Origin of the sequence: Marinimicrobium koreense (assembly GCF_003762925.1) — a bacterium.
Classification (GTDB): Bacteria; Pseudomonadota; Gammaproteobacteria; order Pseudomonadales; family Cellvibrionaceae; genus Marinimicrobium; species Marinimicrobium koreense.
On record NZ_RJUK01000001.1, the window covers coordinates 2649276 to 2667254 of the forward strand.

13 protein-coding genes are annotated in these 17979 nt (G+C 53.1%); 6 read left to right on the forward strand and 7 right to left on the reverse strand.

What is annotated here, in order from left to right:
• The first annotated feature begins 385 nt into the window (after positions 1 to 385).
• Genes napE through EDC38_RS16550 form a run of 6 tightly spaced genes read left to right on the forward strand, consistent with a single transcriptional unit; the run spans position 386 to position 4854 of the window.
• Positions 386 to 565, forward strand: coding sequence for a periplasmic nitrate reductase, NapE protein (gene napE, locus EDC38_RS11525; protein ID WP_123638629.1), 180 nt, complete (start codon positions 386 to 388; stop codon positions 563 to 565).
• 55 nt (positions 566 to 620) lie between these two features.
• The gene (locus EDC38_RS11530) at positions 621 to 959 is read left to right on the forward strand and encodes a chaperone NapD (protein ID WP_246004397.1); all 339 of its coding nucleotides are present in this window, start codon (positions 621 to 623) and stop codon (positions 957 to 959) included.
• Positions 956 to 3460, forward strand: coding sequence for a nitrate reductase catalytic subunit NapA (gene napA, locus EDC38_RS11535; RefSeq protein ID WP_123638630.1), 2505 nt, complete (start codon positions 956 to 958; stop codon positions 3458 to 3460). The genes EDC38_RS11530 and napA overlap by 4 nt, the downstream gene beginning before the upstream one ends.
• 13 nt (positions 3461 to 3473) lie before the next feature.
• Positions 3474 to 3953 carry a nitrate reductase cytochrome c-type subunit gene (locus EDC38_RS11540; protein WP_123638631.1) on the forward strand — a complete coding sequence of 160 codons (480 nt, stop codon included), beginning with the start codon at positions 3474 to 3476 and terminating at the stop codon, positions 3951 to 3953.
• 12 nt (positions 3954 to 3965) lie between these two features.
• The gene (locus EDC38_RS11545) at positions 3966 to 4625 is read left to right on the forward strand and encodes a cytochrome c3 family protein (protein WP_123638632.1); all 660 of its coding nucleotides are present in this window, start codon (positions 3966 to 3968) and stop codon (positions 4623 to 4625) included.
• Positions 4626 to 4665: 40 nt separating this feature from the next.
• Complete coding sequence (locus tag EDC38_RS16550; protein ID WP_123638633.1) at positions 4666 to 4854, forward strand: hypothetical protein; 189 nt, start codon at positions 4666 to 4668, stop codon at positions 4852 to 4854.
• 61 nt (positions 4855 to 4915) lie between these two features.
• Here the strand turns inward: EDC38_RS16550 and EDC38_RS11555 are convergent, their stop codons facing one another.
• From EDC38_RS11555 to EDC38_RS11585, 7 genes are all read right to left on the reverse strand, one after another.
• The gene (locus tag EDC38_RS11555; protein ID WP_246004398.1) at positions 4916 to 6376 is read right to left on the reverse strand and encodes a tryptophan halogenase family protein; all 1461 of its coding nucleotides are present in this window, start codon (positions 6374 to 6376) and stop codon (positions 4916 to 4918) included.
• 60 nt (positions 6377 to 6436) lie between these two features.
• Positions 6437 to 7471, reverse strand: a complete 1035-nt coding sequence (locus EDC38_RS11560) for a cupin-like domain-containing protein (RefSeq protein ID WP_123638635.1) — start codon at positions 7469 to 7471, stop codon at positions 6437 to 6439.
• Between the two features lie 38 nt (positions 7472 to 7509).
• Positions 7510 to 8238 (reverse strand): SapC family protein, encoded by a 729-nt coding sequence (locus tag EDC38_RS11565; protein WP_123638636.1) that lies wholly within the window; start codon positions 8236 to 8238, stop codon positions 7510 to 7512.
• A gap of 152 nt (positions 8239 to 8390) precedes the next feature.
• Complete coding sequence (locus EDC38_RS11570; protein ID WP_123638637.1) at positions 8391 to 11441, reverse strand: TonB-dependent receptor; 3051 nt, start codon at positions 11439 to 11441, stop codon at positions 8391 to 8393.
• Between the two features lie 843 nt (positions 11442 to 12284).
• Entirely contained in the window at positions 12285 to 13004 is a 720-nt protein-coding gene (locus EDC38_RS11575; protein WP_281273526.1) for a DUF6445 family protein, read from the reverse strand.
• Entirely contained in the window at positions 12994 to 14475 is a 1482-nt protein-coding gene (locus EDC38_RS11580; protein ID WP_211331082.1) for a tryptophan halogenase family protein, read from the reverse strand. The genes EDC38_RS11575 and EDC38_RS11580 overlap by 11 nt, the downstream gene beginning before the upstream one ends.
• A 151-nt stretch (positions 14476 to 14626) precedes the next feature.
• Positions 14627 to 17626, reverse strand: a complete 3000-nt coding sequence (locus EDC38_RS11585) for a TonB-dependent receptor (RefSeq protein WP_123638639.1) — start codon at positions 17624 to 17626, stop codon at positions 14627 to 14629.
• Between the last annotated feature and the right edge of the window lie 353 nt (positions 17627 to 17979).

The window sequence follows — 17979 nt, forward strand, 5'->3', positions numbered from 1 at the left end:
TGCATTTTTTATGTTTGGCGGAGTATCACCTCCTGGATGTCCTTCCCCAGCAACGCCACCTGCGCTCCGTCCCGGAGCCGCCGGGCACTGGACCCATCCAGTGCCCGGCAATGTGATGAACATAACAATCGTGAAATAAAATATCAATAACTATTTATTTTTATGAAAACAACTTTCACGACCCTCGGCGCCAATTGCCCGGACAAACAAACGAAGCCTCTACTTTTTCCCGTATTTGCTCATAAAAACGTCAATTCGATATTGCCAATTCTTCTAAATCATCGTCGGAAATCCAGTGGTTGACCTGTATCAATGCACGCTCCGGAATATGTACTACCCTTTCGATAGTCAGCCTTGAATAACGAGATCGAGACACGGAGTCGCCATGTCAGTCGACACGCACCCATCCGAACCAGACAACTCGCAGGAAAAACGTCGGGAGTGGCGAATGTTCGCCTTCATCGTGGTTTTCCTGTTCCCGATACTCACCGTTGCCCTGGTCGGCGCCTACGGTTTCGCCATCTGGATGTACCAGCTACTGGCCGGGCCTCCCGGAGCGGGTTGATTCCCACAGCACTGCCTAACGCCACCCCCTATGAACCACCAACAGGAGGCTTCTCATGGCTGTCATGCACCATGAGCCCGACCATCAACAGATACCCGTCACGACGCTGCCGGTGGAGTGGCACGTTGCCAGTGTGATCGTGCACACCCAGCCCGCGGCACTGGCAGCCATCGAGCAGTGGCTACGCGAGCTGCCCCAACACTGGCCGGACGAAACGCTCAAATGCGCCGAAATACACGCCCAAAGTGATCAGGGAAAGCTGGTATTGGTGCTCGAGAGCACCGACGCACAAGCGATTCTGGATGTGATTGACCAGACCAGCGCGCACCCCGGCGTTGTCAACGCCGCACTGGTCTACCACGAAGTGATTCCGCCGGAGGAACAACCGCAATGAATCTGACCCGCCGCCAATTCGCCAAGGCCAACGCCGCTGCGGTAGCCGCCGCGGCCATCGGTATGCCGTTGCCCGCCAGCGCCAGCAACCTGGTCACCAACCGCGAGCTGACCAACCTGAAATGGAGTAAGGCCCCCTGCCGGTTCTGTGGCACCGGCTGTGGCGTCATGGTCGCCACCCGGGACAACCGGGTCGTGGCTACCCATGGCGACGTCAAAGCCGAGGTGAACCGGGGCCTGAACTGTGTGAAGGGCTACTTTCTGTCGAAAATCCTTTACGGACCGGACCGGTTGCACAAACCGCTACTGCGGATGCGCAACGGCCAGTACGACAAGAACGGCGACTTCCAGGAAATCTCCTGGGACCAGGCCATGGACTTGCTCGCCGACAAGTTGAAGCAGTCGATTCGCGAACATGGCCCGGAGAGCGTCGGCCTGTTTGGTTCCGGGCAGTGGACCGTTTGGGAAGCCTACGCGGCCAGCAAACTGTTCAAGGGCGGGCTACGCAGCAACAACCTCGACCCCAACGCGCGCCACTGCATGGCCTCGGCGGTGGGCGGCTTCATGCGCACCTTCGGCATCGACGAGCCCATGGGCTGCTATGACGACATCGAGCACGCCGATGCGTTCGTGTTGTGGGGCTCGAACATGGCGGAAATGCACCCGGTGCTGTGGAGCCGGGTCACCGACCGCAAGCTCTCCTACGAGCATGTCCAGGTGGTCGCCATGTCACCCTACGAAACCCGCAGTTTCGATCTGGCGGATCTGCCCATAATTTTCAAGCCTCACACCGACCTGATCATTCTCAACTACATCGCCAACTACCTGATCGAGAACGACAAGGTCAATCACGAGTTCGTCAACAAATACACCCGCTTTGTGAAAGGCCAGGACGATATCGGTTACGGCCTGCGCGCCGAAGACCCCCGCCAACAGCGGGCCAAAGGCGCCGACAAAGCCAACACCTGGAGCGATATCACCTTCGAGGAGTTTGCCGAATTCGTCAAACCCTACACCCTGGAACGGGCCGCCAAGGAAACCGGCGTCCCCAAGGCCCGCCTGGAACGGCTGGCAAAAATCTATGCGGACCCGGACATCAAGGTCATGTCCTGCTGGACCATGGGCTTCAACCAGCACACCCGCGGGGTCTGGGCGAACAACATGATCTACAACATTCACCTGCTGACCGGCAAAATCAGCGAGCCGGGCAACAGCCCCTTCTCGCTGACCGGCCAGCCCTCGGCCTGTGGCTCGGCTCGGGAAGTGGGCACCTTTGCCCACCGCCTGCCCGCCGACATGGTGGTCACCAACCCAAAACACCGGGCCATGACCGAGAAAATCTGGAAGCTGCCCGAGGGAGCCATCCCCGACAAGGTGGGCTTCTCCGCCGTGGAGCAGAGCCGCAAGCTGAAAGACGGGGTGCTCAGAGTTTACTGGACTCAGGTGACCAACAATATCCAGGCCGGCCCGAATACCAGTCAGGAAACCCTGCCCGGATGGCGCAACCCGGATGCGTTTGTGGTGGTCTCCGATGTCTATCCCACCGTCTCGGCCCAGGCCGCCGACATGATTCTGCCCAGCGCCATGTGGGTGGAAAAAGAGGGCGCTTTCGGCAACGCCGAGCGACGCACCCAGTTCTGGCACCAACTGGTACCCCCGCCGGGCGATGCCCGCTCTGACCTGTGGCAGTTGATGGAAGTCTCCCGGCGCATCAAAACCGATGACGTCTGGCCTGCGGAGCTGCTCAACAAAGCCGGGGAATTCAAAGGCAAGACACTGTTCGATGTACTCTTTGCCAACGGCCAGGTCAACCAGTTCAGCAACGATGACCGCGCCGAAGGTTATGCCAACTATGAATCCGAGGCCTTCGGCTTCTATGTGCAGAAAGGCCTGTTTGAAGAGTACGCCCGCTTTGGGCGCGGCAAGGCCCACGACCTCGCCAATTTCGATCGGTACCACCAGGAACGGGGCCTGCGCTGGCCTGTGGTGGACGGCAAGGAGACCCGGTGGCGCTTCCGCGAGGGCCACGACCCCTACGTGGAAGCGGGCACCGGCGTACAGTTCTACGGCAAGCCGGACAACCGGGCCCTGATTTTTGCCCTGCCTTACGAGCCCCCGGCGGAGTCGCCCGACGAAGAATACCCCTTCTGGCTCAGTACCGGGCGGGTACTGGAGCACTGGCACACCGGCTCCATGACCCAGCGGGTCGAGGAGCTGAACCTGGCCGTACCCCACGCGCTGGTGTACATGAACTACGAAGACGCCCGTAAGCAGGGCTTCCGCCGCGGCAGCGAAGTACGGGTGACCAGCCGGCGCGGCAACATCCGGGCACGGGTAGAAACCCGGGGCCGGATCAAGCCACCGGAGGGGCTGGTGTACATTCCCTTTTTTGACGCCAACCGGTTAGTCAACAAGCTGACACTCGATGCCACCGACCCGATTTCCCTGCAGACGGATTTCAAGAAGTGTGCCGTCCGCCTCGAACTGATCAGCCTTGCGTAAGGGAGAGCCCATCATGATCAAACTGATTAGACGCAGCATTCTGATGGCAGGCCTGGTGATGCCGCTGATCGCCTCAGGTGAACCACCCCAGGAGGTCCCGGCACCGGATGGTGTGCGCCAGGGTGGCACGCTCAGCCAGACGGCCGAAGCGCCTCCGCTGGCCAATGTGCGCTCGAGCATGCGCCGGCCTACACGCAATTACCCCGAGCAGCCGCCGATGATTCCGCACACTATCCGCGGTTACCAGGTGGACACCAACTTCAACCAGTGCCTGAGCTGCCATAGCCGCAGCGCCACCGAAGTCAGCGGCGCCCCCATGGTCAGCATCACCCACTTTGTCGACCGGGACGGACAGACGCTGGCCTCGGTTTCACCGCGCCGCTATTTCTGCGTGCAGTGTCATGTGCCCCAGCACGACATCGATCCGGTGAAGGTCAGTACCTTCAAAGGGGTTGACCAGGTGCTGGAAGATATCATCAAGCGCGGTGAGTAGCGGGGGACGGTTATGTGGAAAACACTGAAAGCGTATTGGAAAACGTTCAACCGACCCGCAACGCACATCAGCCTGGGGGTACTTACCCTCGGTGGTTTTATCGCCGGCATCATTTTCTGGGGCGGCTTCAACACGGCTTTGGAATTCACCAATACCGAAGAGTTCTGCATCAGTTGCCATGAAATGAAGGCCAACCCTTACGAGGAGTTGATCCCGACCATTCACTACACCAACCGATCCGGCGTGCGTGCCACCTGCTCAGACTGCCACGTTCCCCACGACTGGACCTACAAGATCGCCCGAAAAATGGAGGCCTCCAAAGAGGTGTGGGGCTGGATCTTCGGCACCATCGATACCCGGGAAAAGTTTCTGGACAAGCGCCGCATGCTCGCCGAGCGCGAGTGGCGCCGGCTGAAAGCCAACGACTCATTGGAGTGTCGCAACTGCCACAACTTCGAGTATATGGACTTTACTCAGCAATCACCCCGGGCCCGGGAAATGCACTCCACCCTGCTGGCCAGCGGCGAGAATACCTGCATCGACTGCCACAAGGGCATCGCCCACAACCTGCCGGACATGCGCGGCGTGGAATCGGGCTTTCACGGTGACCTGAGCGAAGTCTACGCCCCCGGCAGCACGGCCGTGGCCCGGTTCCTGTTGACCGAGGAATAGCCTTCGCTCACAATTCCGGAACCGACCAGGAGACCGAACTGTGAGCGACAACGTCATAGCCTTCAAACGGCCCAGCGCCAAAGAAAAGCACAAGGGTAAAACCTTGTGCCGCAGTGGCTTTCATAAGTGGAAGGTGGTCACCGAGCGGAAGTTTGATGTCAAGCAGGGGAAGTTGGTTACTCTCTACGAGTGCACTCGGTGCGGCAAACGGAAAACAACGGCCCATTGATAATAGGCCGATGATCGTTTAATGCTCGCACTGGACTGAGTGATAGCTGAACTACTCGCTATCAACAGCGCGACTTGCAGTAATGATTAATAAACTCCTGATGGGTGGGAATCTTGTTTACCGCATCGGAAATTGTTTTACGGGTGTTGCTTAGGTGGCCCACCAACTCCTCATCCGACATGGTACTAAATATCGAGTGATAGCGTTTCGGCATAATACCTTGGCCTAGCATCACGTGTAGCCAGGAGCTAAGCCTGAACAGTTCATTCTCACCCAGAAAAACCAGAGCGTTTTCTTTAAACAGCTCAATACGATGGGAAAGTGACTGCGGAATATCCATGTGCTTGCAATAACGCCAAAACTCGCTATCTTCGCGAGAGGTGGCGTGATAGTGCAATATAATAAAGTCGCGTACATTTTCCAGCTCAGCAATATTCTGCTGGTTGTATTCATCAATGATGGGTTGGGTAATCCCATTGAACGGAAACATCCGCATCAACCGAATGACTCCAATCATGAACATATAGATACTGGTGGATTCCAGAGGTTCAACAAAACCACTTGAAAGCCCGAGTGCAACACAATTCTTAGTCCAGAAGACTTTACGTCGCCCGGTCTTATATTTTATTACCCTGGGCTCGGTTCTGACCTCGCCTTGAACGTTATCCAAGAGGTGCTGAGTTGCTTCATCGCCGGACATGAACTTACTACAGAAAACATTGCCATTTCCCACTCGATGCTGCAATGGTATGTGCCATTGCCAGCCGGCTTTATGCGCCGTACAGGTAACGTAAGGTCGAGGAGACTCAACCGATTCGGTTTGAACAGCAATGGCACTGTCACAAGGTAACCAGTGCGTCCAATCTTCATAAGGTACCTTCATCGTTTTATCGATCAACAGGCCGGTGAACCCCGTGCAATCGATAAATAAATCACCCTCAACTACCTCGCCAGATTCCAATTGCAGCGCTTTGATATCACCATTCATGTGTTGCTGCACATGCTGTATCTTGCCTTCTACGCGTTTGGCACCTAATTTCTCACTGAATTGTCGTAAAAACTGGGCGTAACGGGTGGCATCCAGATGATAGGCGTAGTTAAGGCTGCCTTTTTTCGAGATGGCGAATTTATTGGCTTTGGCGGCTTGTGCTGCCAAGCTATACTCTTCAAATCCCGCGTGTATGCCTTTGCTTTTTCCATACAGCCAAAAGTTTTGGAAATCAGCAAGGTAACTACTTTGGCCAGTGGCGCCAAAAGGATGGAAATACTGCTCCCCAACCTGTCCCCAGTTCTTGAATTCAATACCGAGCTTAAAAACCGCCTCCGTAGCACACATAAACTCCTGTTCATCAATACCCAGCAACTTATGAAACGCTTTCATGGGCGGAATTGTTGCCTCACCCACGCCTACTGTTCCAATTTGATCGGACTCAACCAAAACCACGTCGATCAATTTCCCCAGTTGGTGGGACAATGCTGCAGCAGCCACCCAGCCAGCAGTGCCGCCGCCGGCTATTACCACTCTTCTTACACTAGTATTTTGCAACGCTAACCACCTACATCACCAACAGGCTTCAACAATTTATCGGTTAAGCTTATTTAGCAGCAAAGCACGCAACATTCGGGCTTTGGCCGAGTCAATTTCACCAAGATATCCACGCGCCTCCTCAGGTAAATGTGCACCTGCCCGGTCCGGGTCACCGAAGATGTAATAATCGAATATATGTTTCCAAGCTTGTTTTTCGTGCTCGGGCTTATCACGCAAGCTCAACAATGCGTGGTACAACACATTCATTGCGGGGCCCATATGTTTAGCGGAGTCACTCCACCAATAATTGATCAGCACATTAAAGCGACTTTTAGACTCCACTTGATGCCACCACATACTTGGCAGATATAGGGCATCACCGGGCTCTAGATCAGCAACCTGCCCGTGCTCTATTGCTTCGGCAAAGTTGGGGTATTGTTCGAAATCCGGATTATCGAAATCAACCATGCTTAACGCCTGGCCCCCGGGAGTGGGAGTCAAGGGCCCCGGGTAGAGGTTGGCTATTTGATCAGGTGGAAAGAGTGTAAACCGACGCTTGCCCACTGTACAGCACGCCAAATTATCCGAGGCATCGTAGTGACAGCAAGCGGTCGTACGGTTGCCAATCCAGATACTCGCCCGAACGTCTTCAATTGGGTAGCCCAAATCCGGTCTGGGAATTGCAATGTCATTTTCAGCCCTGAAACCAGGGAAGTGAGTATCAATAACGTTGGATGCAATGTAGTAAGAGGTCGGATTTTCCTCTTCAAAGCCTTTCTCTATAAGATCAAGAACTTCATCTATCGTCGTTTTCTTAATATCATAATTGAGCTGTGTGCGATTATCATTATAGAAGTAGCGTCCCTGGATCTCAGGAGGGCCGATACAGGCAAACGAAGGCCGACCATTATAGTATGAATTTAGATAGCGTATGGCACTACTGTCTGATTGCCGCCCTTCATCCACCAGCTTCCAATGCTTAACCAGGCCTTTAATAATTACCGGCTTTTTAGAGGCTATGACACTTTCGTCCAAGGATTCGCTTGAGCAGTCGGTAATAACAGCAGTTTTAGTGGCAATCGTTACCATGATATATCTTCATTACACATAATTTAGCTATTCTGACATCACTGTATTTTGGCATTTTTGATCTCTATCAACTTCCGTATATTTGTCATAGACGCAACCACAGCATAAGCCAAGGGCAGGAAACCGCGCTTACTCAACGCCTCCAATTTATCACCACTAAGTGAGGCGAGCTTCTCCTCATTAATAGTGTAGTTCCCTACGAGCTGACGCTTCTCCCCATTGTTCAGATCTATATCGATAGTGACCGGTTCAATTAAGTCTAATTCCGAAAAGGCACTAAACATAGCGTCTTGAGTGGCCATGCCTTCATGTATGATTTTTAAAACGCTCGTAATATGGTCTAAATATGGGCTAGTCCCGCCATGCTCGAGAAAGAGCGGATATCCATCCTCCTCGCTCACTTTGGGGTGGTCCAAATCTATATGGACCACAGGATTTGCACTGGAATCCTCATCTTGAGATTGCAGACCAATCAGGAACGGGCCCTTTACTATAGCGGCGGGAATATAATTTGCAGTCCAACCCGATCTATTAGCTGGATTAAGATAAAGATTCTCGTCTTTGTTTAGACCTAGAAGTGCCGTCGCTTGAAATTTTTGGGATTCAGAATTCTTCCTGATCAGAATAGGGTATTCTTTTTGCAATTCGACAAACTCGGTCGGGAAAGCCAAAATGCTAGCAATGTTGTCTCCAAGCTCAGCACTGTAACGTGGGATCACTTTCAAGTTCTGATGCGATACATTGTTCAGCAATACATGGTTTGTCATAGTCTTCTTATTTGACCTTCAAAAAATTGTGACATCTACCGGGCAGATAGAGAATAACAACAAAACCTGCCAAGTGAAATAAAAAAGCCGCTTTGCAGCGGCTTTTTTATTTATCAACGATAAGACTATTAATTAAATTTCAACCATTTTAATTAAAAGCTATAACGTGCGCCTACTGTATAACGTGGTCCCAGATCGCGCAGATCCCACATCATCTCGTAGTTACGACCATGAGAACGGCTGTCTTCACCTGTGATATTCAAGCCCTCGAAGGACACAAACAGGTCCTCAATGATCTCATAGCTCACACTCACGTCAATTTGAGAGTAATCCTCAATATAGCGTGGGTTAGCGAAAGCACCCCTGTTTGTCTCGTTTAGATACTTGTCACGCCAGTTATAAGCGATACGAGCCTGGAAGCCATAATTTTCGTACAAGCCCACCAGGTTTGCAGTATCGCTTAAGCCCACCAGCGCAAACTGAGACTCATCAGGAGAACCCAGGTTATCGAAGCCTACATCACCGCGAACCAGCGTGTAGTTGGCTTGAACACCAAAACCGGTATCGCCAAAGAAGTGCTGCACCGCAAATTCAGCACCGTGAATTTTGGCTTCCCTGGCGTTGTTTGGCGTATTGGTTCTGAAGATAGTCTCGGGATCTTCTGGGCGAGACCTCAGATCCCAGAGTCCTCCTGGCTGACCTGAGAGGAACTCGTTCTGCTCTTGAGTTGCCGTGTAGTCAACATTACCAAATTCAGTGACCCAAGCCTCGTTGTACGTTCCGTTTTGGTCAATAAATTCATTGAAGACCATCATACCGTGCAGGTTGTCGTCATTAAGCGCGAAGCCCCGATCAGCCAACTCTTCAGCCGCCGCTACCGCTCTCGGGCCGGAGGTAACGTCACGAATACCAAGCAACGGACGCTCTACCTGTTCGGACCCGATAAAGTTGAAAACATTCTTCTCAAAGAACCCAACAGACGCGTAGCTTGTATCGTCGTAATACCATTCCAGCGACAGGTCGAAGTTGGTCGACTCCAAGGGTAGCAGACCGGGGTTTGACGCGGACGCTGTAGGCCGTGCACCCAAGTACGTTGAACCACCGCCAGCTCCGAAGCTGTCTGCCGAGACACCCAAGTCACCCAGTCCCGCCCGGGCAATGGTTTTGCTGGTCGAGAAACGACCAACCAAATCATTGGTAATATTCAGGGTGAAATCGAAGCTAGGTAGCAGGTTGTCATAGCTGGCCTCAGCTGAGACCAGACTAGAGGGTTGGGAGGGATCCACGTTAATCGCAACGTCGTTGTTGGATTCCCAAATAGTGACATAGCCCGCTGCCAGAGAGCTGGAATCCACGTCCGTGGTTTCATAGCGCAAACCCGCCAAAATATTGAATGGCATATCGCCCAGGTCGCCGTTTACCGTAATTTGGGCAAAAGCCGCCGTCATCTGCTCATTGACCAGATTGTCAGCCGATTGATTCAGCGGCGCTGGCAAGATATCAGAGTAACGTGGGATCTCATTCGTGGCATAGTCATACAGCTCAGCGGCGTTAGCCCTGAAGCCATAACCATCCAGCGGGTTGTAGTCATCAAACTCGCCCTGAATGTCAAATGGCTCTACCAAGTCGCCAAACTCACCGGGGTAGGCCCCTTCCCAACCCCCTAAAGCAACATTGCTTGCCGTGTAGTTAAGCGTGTGGGATTCCATTTCGCGCGATTCAATACCAAAATCAATTGCACCGTTATCGAACTCATAGGTGCCATCAAGCTGGACTTGGGTAACCGTCATCATCTGGTCAGCTTGACGCAGATTTAGCATGGTTGAACTCACATCACCGGGGTCAATTACGCCGTTATCGTTTGCATCATTAATACTGTCATCATATTGGTTTTCAACAATAGGGAATTCTCGGCCGAACCACCATTCACGACCGGTGACGACGGGCGCCGCCAGAGCCATGCGTACCGAACCGGTTCCGAAAGGCCCGGTGCCGCGAGCGTGCATTTCCGAATCGTGTATATCCAGGTCAAAGCTGAGCGCATCATTAACCTGATATTCGAAGTTTACGCCAAATGATTCCAGGGTATCGGTTGTCTCTGCCCACTGCTGCTCGTACCCTTCATCGATACCGCCTGCGTACGATTCCCGGGCATAGATCATGGTGGCAATGTCTTGGTTGTCAAATTCGACAGCCTGAATATTGGCACCCTGCTGCATCCAGTTACCAGTTTGCCCCAACGCTTCTTTCACTTCATTTTCGGCAAAGGTGTAATCAACAGTCGCCGTAAAGTCTTCATTTGGCGCAAACTGGAGAGTCAGCTGCGCATTATCGCGGGTACGCTGAGTATCGGTAAACTCATAGCGCAAATCGAAGAAACGAGAATACAGCTGACCTTCTTCTGGCGCATTCTCCACATCTACGTCAGTGTTATTCCATGCTCTTTGTGGAGCATTCACGCTATCCCATTCGTAGATACCCCAATCGTTAACGTTGGCACCGATGGTACCTGAGTCACGCTGCTGGTGGCTTGCACTCAGCGAAACCCCCCAGGTGGCGTCGTCGTTAGAATAACTGATAAGCGTGGATAACTCTGGCGTAACATCGTCGCCGACACGGTTGGTGGTGTCCATCATCGCCTTACCACCAACAGTTGCATTAAAACCGGGGTTGTCCAAAGGCCGGGCTGTAAGAATATTGATGGTGGCACCAATACCACCAGTGACCATCGACGCTTTACCCGTCTTATAAACTTCTACGCCGCTAACAGCTTCGGATGCGAGGTTACCGAAGTCGAAGGATCTTGAACCGCCGCCTTCGCCGCGGTTGATGCCTGCCGTCGGCATGACACGACCATTCAAGGTCACCATATTGTTACCCGCGCCAAAACCGCGCACTGTTACTTCTGCGCCTTCACCGTTTTCGCGACTGATGGAAACACCGGTGATGCGCTGTAATGATTCAGCCAGGTTGGTATCGGGGAACTTACCGATATCCTCCGCCGAAATAGCGTCCACGACGCCGGTCGAATCACGCTTGATATCCATTGACTGCTCAAGCGAGGCACGAATACCCGTCACCACCACCTCTTCAAGCGCTGGGCTACTTTCTTGCGCCAATGCCACTGCAGAAAACCCTGACATTGCACATGAGGCGACGGCCGAAGCAATCAGTTTTCGTTTGAAATTCATATTTTTATACATGTGACTCTCCTAACTGAAACCAGGTTATTATTGTTGACACAGAAAGTGCCACAAATTGTTTACCAGCAAGCTGTCATCACTGCTGTACATTTCGGTTGGTTGATCACCATCGCTGAGCCAGGGGCAGACTCCCTTACTGTTATTGTCATATCCTGCTTCGGCATCCACTCGCTCTCATTCTCCGAAAACCATTCACCGATAAAAGAATTTTGCGCAAGGCGCTAAGCTATAGGCTTAAGATATCATTTGGAAATATCAATTTTATTTTTTATTCCTTTCGAGGTCTTATCGAGCCTGAAGTCACCGAGATCATCATTAGCCCCCCGCTCAACCCCTCATAACGGTCAAATCGACCATATTTATTAGTCGTATAGACAATTACATCTGAAAATACACCCTGTCAACTATTAATTACCTATGCCGAGTAAGCACGTACTTAGCTAATGGTGTACTCCTTCCAGAGTAGCCCCAAGCTCATCAATGTGCAAAGACCTAAGCACAAAAAAGAGTCATCTGACTTACAATATTATTATTGTATTACCTTTTATGCTTTTAGCCTGCTCCCCATGCTGTCAGCTTCGTTGTCGAGTTGGCGATTTCTCTAAAATTAAATTCAGAGTGGGCGGGATTAGGGCTGGCGAACCTTAAGCCTGGGCAGGTTTTTACCGGCCGCCACCTGGAAATCGCTCAGCCCTAGTGTCAAGTTTGAAGTGCGACAGAAGTAGCTAAGCGTAGGATAACTCCGAGGGAGAACGATGTTGATGACGTAAATTTACGACACGTAATCACATGTCAAATTGGGGGTCCACACCAAGGAAGTCTTATACTTCAAGTGTTTATTTGCTAGGGAGTCAAATCAACAACGTCGATAAAGCTGTTAATTGATAAGCGACCGGTGAGCGGGTCGGGGTCCGGATGAAAGTCGGCTTCGATGCACCCCGAATGAAGGATATTGCGGGGATAGACCACCATCCGATTGAAAACGCCTTCAACGCGATGGATTTCTTCAAACAATGGTGTAGATCCATTGATGTAGGCACGGCCGGGCATATTGGGTCCATCATTCTCCGACTCCAATGACCGCAGATAGGCCACTTTCCTATCTTCCGTGAGCCGCTCAAAACCGGTTTTGCGATGTCGATAGAACGCCGTGCCACCGTACCCGGATCGAAACAGGTAGTGGATGGCTGCCAGGCCTTCCGGTTCCAGAGAGTCAAAATGGGGAATACGCTGCAACAGCGACAGCTGCTCCGGCGGAGTCGTGACCAATGAATACTGACACATGGTAAATTTGAGTGTCCGGCCAGACAGGCCAAAGGCATCCGCCATGGCCCCCTGAAGGCTCTCCAGCACGAAGCGCTGGTAAGAAAGAGAAACAGGCGCTCGAATGCCGGGGAAGAAGCGCGACTGGGTCGTAAAGTTCAAATGACTCGCTTCTTCACGCAGCCGCTCTGGCTGCTCCACCAATTGGTCAATGATCATTACCGGTGTGCGCTCTTCCCCGACATGTTCCATCCGAATCGACCTTTCAGGCGATGGGGCCCATACACGATCAACCCTCACGACAATACTCCTCAACAAATGCTCCGTGCGGGGGGAGCCTCTCTACCCCCAAACTCACCTGTCGCCTGAAATCGTCCAACGTTTTTTTCAGTCGCTCGTCACCCATAGCACGGACAATCGGGTGGTAGCGTTCTGGATTGATTCGTTGCCCCAACATGACCTGCACCCATGAATCAAGGCGGAACAGTTCATTTGGAGACTGGTAGGCATGCCCCTGCTCCCGAAATAGAGCGATGCGCTCCCGTAATGAATCCGGAATGCTCATGCCACCGCAGTGACGCCAAAATGGGCTGTCAGACCGTTCTGTGGCGTGATAGTGCAGAATGATAAAGTCTCGGATCTTTTCCAGCTCATCTTCTGCAATCCGATTGTAATGGCTCACCAACGAAGGCGTTATACCGTCAAAGGGAAAGAGCTGAATCAACCGCGTCATACTGATCATGATCAGGTGGATTGACGTCGACTCCAACGGCTCAACGAAACCACTGGACAGGCCCACGGCCACACAATTTTTGTTCCATGTCTGACGACGCCGTCCCGTGCGAAACCGGATCAGGCGTGGTTCAGTCAGCGGCTCACCCTCGATACTTGATAAGAGCCGATCCCGCGCCGCTTCATCGCTTAAATAACGGCTGCAGTACACCAGGCCATTTCCCACCCGATGCTGGAGAGGAATACGCCAACGCCAGCCACTGTCGTGAGCACTGGACAAAGTGTAGGGTGGTGGTGGGCCGACGGATTCTGTCTGTACCGCCAAGGCGCTGTCGCAGGGCAACCAATGGCTCCAGTCCTCATAGCCGGTATGTAGAGCTTGCTCAATGAGCAATCCACGAAACCCGGTACAGTCGATGAACAGATCCCCCTCCACCACATCCCCGGATGCCATTTCCAGTGACTCGATATGGCCTGAATCGGGATTCAGGTGCACCTGTTGGATTTTACCCTCGATGCGCGTAACACCCTCGCTTTCACTCTTGGATCGCAAAAAGGCGGCGTATCGGGTCGCATCCAGATGGTAGGCGTAGTTCAGGCTGCCGTTCGGCGAGGTGGCGAACTTGCCTTCCCGAGCCGCCTCATGCTCCATGCAGTATTCCCCGAGCTCTCCACCGAAACCCTGCTCCCGGGCACGCAGCCAGAAATGCTGAAAGTCCGCCATCCAGGTTTCTTTCCCGGTCTTCCCGAAAGAGTGGATATAGTGGTCACCGTCCCGGGCCCAATTCTCAAAGGCGATGCCTAATTTAAATGTGGCGCCTGTGGCTGCCATAAATTGCTGCTCATCTACACCAATCAGTCGATGAAAGTTGCGCATGGGCGGAATACTGGCTTCACCGACACCGACGGTACCAATGTCTTCGGATTCGACAAGCACAATATTGAGCAAATCGCCAAGCTGCGACGACAATGCCGCCGCACAGACCCAGCCAGCAGTGCCACCACCTGCAATTACCACTTTGCGTACGGGCTTGTTCAAGATGCTCTCCTGACAAACAATTTCAATTTGTAGAAACCATATCACGGTTTTTCCAGAAACTCACCGGCGAAAAAAAAGGCCGCTGCAAGCAGCGACCTTTTTTTCTTACCAGGGACCACGCCAAGAGGCGGGTCCAGACGTTCGCACGACCTTAGAAGGCGTAGCGAGCACCGATCTGGTAGCGAGCGCCCTGGTCTTGCAGATCCCAGAGCTGGTTCACAGAGCGACCATGTTGGCGAAGATTTTCTTCGGTCAGGTTGATACCTTCGAAGAATACCGTCAGGTCGTCGGTCACATCGTACGCGACGTTCAGGTCAAGCTGAGAGTACTCCTCAACATACACCGGGTTCCGCGAGTTACCACGGTTGGTTTCATTGAGGAACTTGTCACGCCAGTTGTACGCCAGACGCACGGTGAAACCGTAGTTCTCGTAAATACCTACGAGGTTGGCGGTGTCACTCAAGCCTAGCAGCGCGAACTGTGACTCCGAAGGATCGCCCAGATCGTTGAACGCTACATCACCACGAACGATGGTGTAGTTGGCCTGGACACCGAAACCGGTATCGCCAAAGAAGTGCTGGGCAGCCAGTTCGCTACCGTACAGCTTAGCTTCGCGGTTGTTTACCGGTGTAGCGGTATTGAACACCATCAGCGGATCTTCCGCATTCGGAGTCAGGTCGTAATCGGTCGCAACGTCTACCGCGAAGTCAGCGTCGTCACTGTAGTCAGCCGCCCCATTCGGGAAAGCATCCGGATTATCCAACACAGCGGTCATTACAAACAGTGACGTATCGTTGATGTCATAGCCACCATCGGACAACGCCTGAGCTGCCTCTTCGACACGAGGACCATTGGTTACGTCACGCAGACCGAAGTGACTTTCCGGAATTTGCTCCGTACCGATGAAGTTGCTCACGCGCTTCTCGAAGAAGCCAGCTGACACATAGCTGGACTCATCGTAGTACCACTCAACCGACAGATCCAGGTTGTCTGATTCCAAAGGCTTCAGTGATGGGTTGGTTGCGTTTGCAGTCGGAGTGGATCCCAAGTAGGTGGAACCTACGTTCCCGAAGCCGCCCACGGATGCTGCCAACTGGCCGTAACCGGCGCGAGCAATGGTTTTGCTGTAAGAAAAGCGAGCTTTGACGTCGTCTGTCAGCGCGATATCGAAGTCCAGGCTGGGCAGGAGGTTGTCGTAATCAGACTTGACGGTAAACGCTTCCGTATTTTCACTGAAGACAGTCTGGAAGTCATTGTTGTCTTGCCAGACTCGAGCATCCGGAATCAAGGTGAATGACGTTGAGGTCACATCAGTGGTCTCGTAGCGGAAGCCGGTCACCAAGTTGGTTTCCATTCCGCCCAGCTCGCCCTGGATAGTTACTTGGGCGAACAATGCGTTGATATCTTCTTCAATCAGGTTGTTATTGGAGAAGTCCGGGTTATAAGCCACCGCATAGCCATTGTCGGCAGTGCCGTATTCGCTGACAGCCCACTCCGCCAAGGCAACCGGATTGCCGCGGGCGCCGTTCTGGAAACCACCGCCAGTGGGGTAATCATCGAACTGTCCCAACAGGCTGAACTCTTGCAGCAAGCCATCGGGAATTTCACCCGGGTTGGCTACACCCCAGTCACCCAGCGCCATGTAGCGATCCGAGTTCTGCTGTTCCATTTCTACCGTACGGCTTTCAACACCGAAATCGAAACGGCCATCGTCAAACTCGAAAGCACCATTGAGCTGTACTTGAGTGACATCAGTAGTCTGACCCGCGTACCAGATCCGAGCAACCTGGGAACCGAAGTCATTCAAGCTGAAGCCATCTTCAAATGTCGCCTGAGTCAGCGGCAGATCTCGATCCCAATCAGTTACCTGAGACGTCTGGGTCGGGTTGGCCACACTCACGTCGATAGAGCCGGCGTTACCCGGACCGTCCGGCAGACTCTCCATGGTCGAGTCATGAACGTCAAAGTTGAAGCTCAAGCGATCGTTGACCTGCCACTCAGCGTTGAAACCAATAGAGGTCAGTTCGTCGCGCTGCTCACGCCACTGCTGCTCGTAGCCGTTGTCTTTATTGGCCAGGGTCTCTGAGTAAAGGGCAGGAGTAGCAACTGCGGAATCATCAAACACCAGGCGATCAACGGTATTGCCGTTGGCATACCAGAAGGTCTGCTCGCCACGATGCTCAGTGAGATAGTTCTCAGCGTAGACCAGATCACCGGTCAGGGTGAGGTTGTCCTGGGGCTGGAACTGCAGGGTCAACATGGCGTTGGTACGCTCACGGTGACGATCCGAAACGGAGTAGCGAACATCGTTGGGACGACCATACAATTGGCCATCTTCCGGCGCATTTTCAATCACTGCATCATCGGTGAAGGAGTACAGTTCATCCTCACCCCAGCGACCAATGTTCCAGTCGTTAGAAGTGGCACCCGCAGCTCCGGAATCACGCTCCTGGAAGCTAGCTGCCAAGCTTACCCCAAAGGTGTCGGAGTCATCAGTCCAGCTGAAGATGCCGGACAGCTCGGGGGTCAGGTCATCACCCGTCAGAGTGGTGGTATCGTGAACGGCTTTAAAGCCCACGCTACCTTCGGTTCCGCGATCGAGAGGACGGGCGGTCTTGATGTTAATGGTACCGCCAATACCGCCGGTTGCGATGCTGGCGCGACCGGTTTTGTATACTTCCAGCCCAGAAACGCTTTCTGACGCCAGATTGGCAAAATCAAAGGCGCGCGTGCCGCCACCGCGGGTACCGCTGGCGCCACTACCACCACCGAAGGTGCTGGCGGCAGGAAGCTGGCGACCATTCAGTGTCACCATGTTGTTGTCGCCGCCAAAGCCGCGGATGGTGACCGACGAACCCTCGCCGTTACGGCGGTCAATGGACACACCGGTAATACGCTGCAGGGATTCAGCCAGGTTGGTGTCGGGGAACTTACCGATATCTTCGGCAGAAATAGCATCGACCACACCTGTGGCGTCACGCTTGATGTCCATCGCCTGCTGCAGTGATCCGCGGATACCGGTGACCACCACCTCTTCCAGCATGGGCTCGCCCTGCTGCGCGAATGCACCGCCGCTGAAGCCAGCCAGGGCCGACGAGGCCACGACTGAGGCGATCAGGCGCTTTTGAAAACTTTTACGATTGGGATTCATGGAACTCTCCTTACTGAGACCAGGTTATTATTGTCGGCACACAAGGTGCCGCAAATCATTTGCCAGCAATCTGTAACAAGCTGTTGTACGGTTTTTGGTTGATCACCACCGCTGAGCCAGGGGCAGAGTCCCTTACTGTTGTTGTCATTTCCTGCTTCGGCATCCAGACGCTCTCACTCTCCGAAAACCGATCACCGCAAACCCAATTCGGCGTCCGCTCACACGACACAGGCACCTAATCGCCATTAGAAATAAACCTGATGATTCTTATAACTTAAAAGAACTTACCAGATCCACTGACGTTTAGATAATCCTTTATGTGCCGCCTAAACCCACAATAGGGTAATAGTGAC

Excerpts from the sequence above, each read along its gene's own strand:
- EDC38_RS11530 (WP_246004397.1), top strand. The coding sequence starts at position 621 with ATGGCTGTCATGCACCATGAGCCCGACCATCAACAGATACCCGTCACG.
- napA (WP_123638630.1), top strand. The coding sequence starts at position 956 with ATGAATCTGACCCGCCGCCAATTCGCCAAGGCCAACGCCGCTGCGGTA.
- EDC38_RS11560 (WP_123638635.1), bottom strand. The coding sequence starts at position 7,471 with ATGGTAACGATTGCCACTAAAACTGCTGTTATTACCGACTGCTCAAGC.
- EDC38_RS11565 (WP_123638636.1), bottom strand. The coding sequence starts at position 8,238 with ATGACAAACCATGTATTGCTGAACAATGTATCGCATCAGAACTTGAAA.
- napE (WP_123638629.1), top strand. The coding sequence starts at position 386 with ATGTCAGTCGACACGCACCCATCCGAACCAGACAACTCGCAGGAAAAA.
- EDC38_RS11540 (WP_123638631.1), top strand. The coding sequence starts at position 3,474 with ATGATCAAACTGATTAGACGCAGCATTCTGATGGCAGGCCTGGTGATG.
- EDC38_RS11570 (WP_123638637.1), bottom strand. The coding sequence starts at position 11,441 with ATGTATAAAAATATGAATTTCAAACGAAAACTGATTGCTTCGGCCGTC.
- EDC38_RS11545 (WP_123638632.1), top strand. The coding sequence starts at position 3,966 with ATGTGGAAAACACTGAAAGCGTATTGGAAAACGTTCAACCGACCCGCA.
- EDC38_RS11585 (WP_123638639.1), bottom strand. The coding sequence starts at position 17,626 with ATGAATCCCAATCGTAAAAGTTTTCAAAAGCGCCTGATCGCCTCAGTC.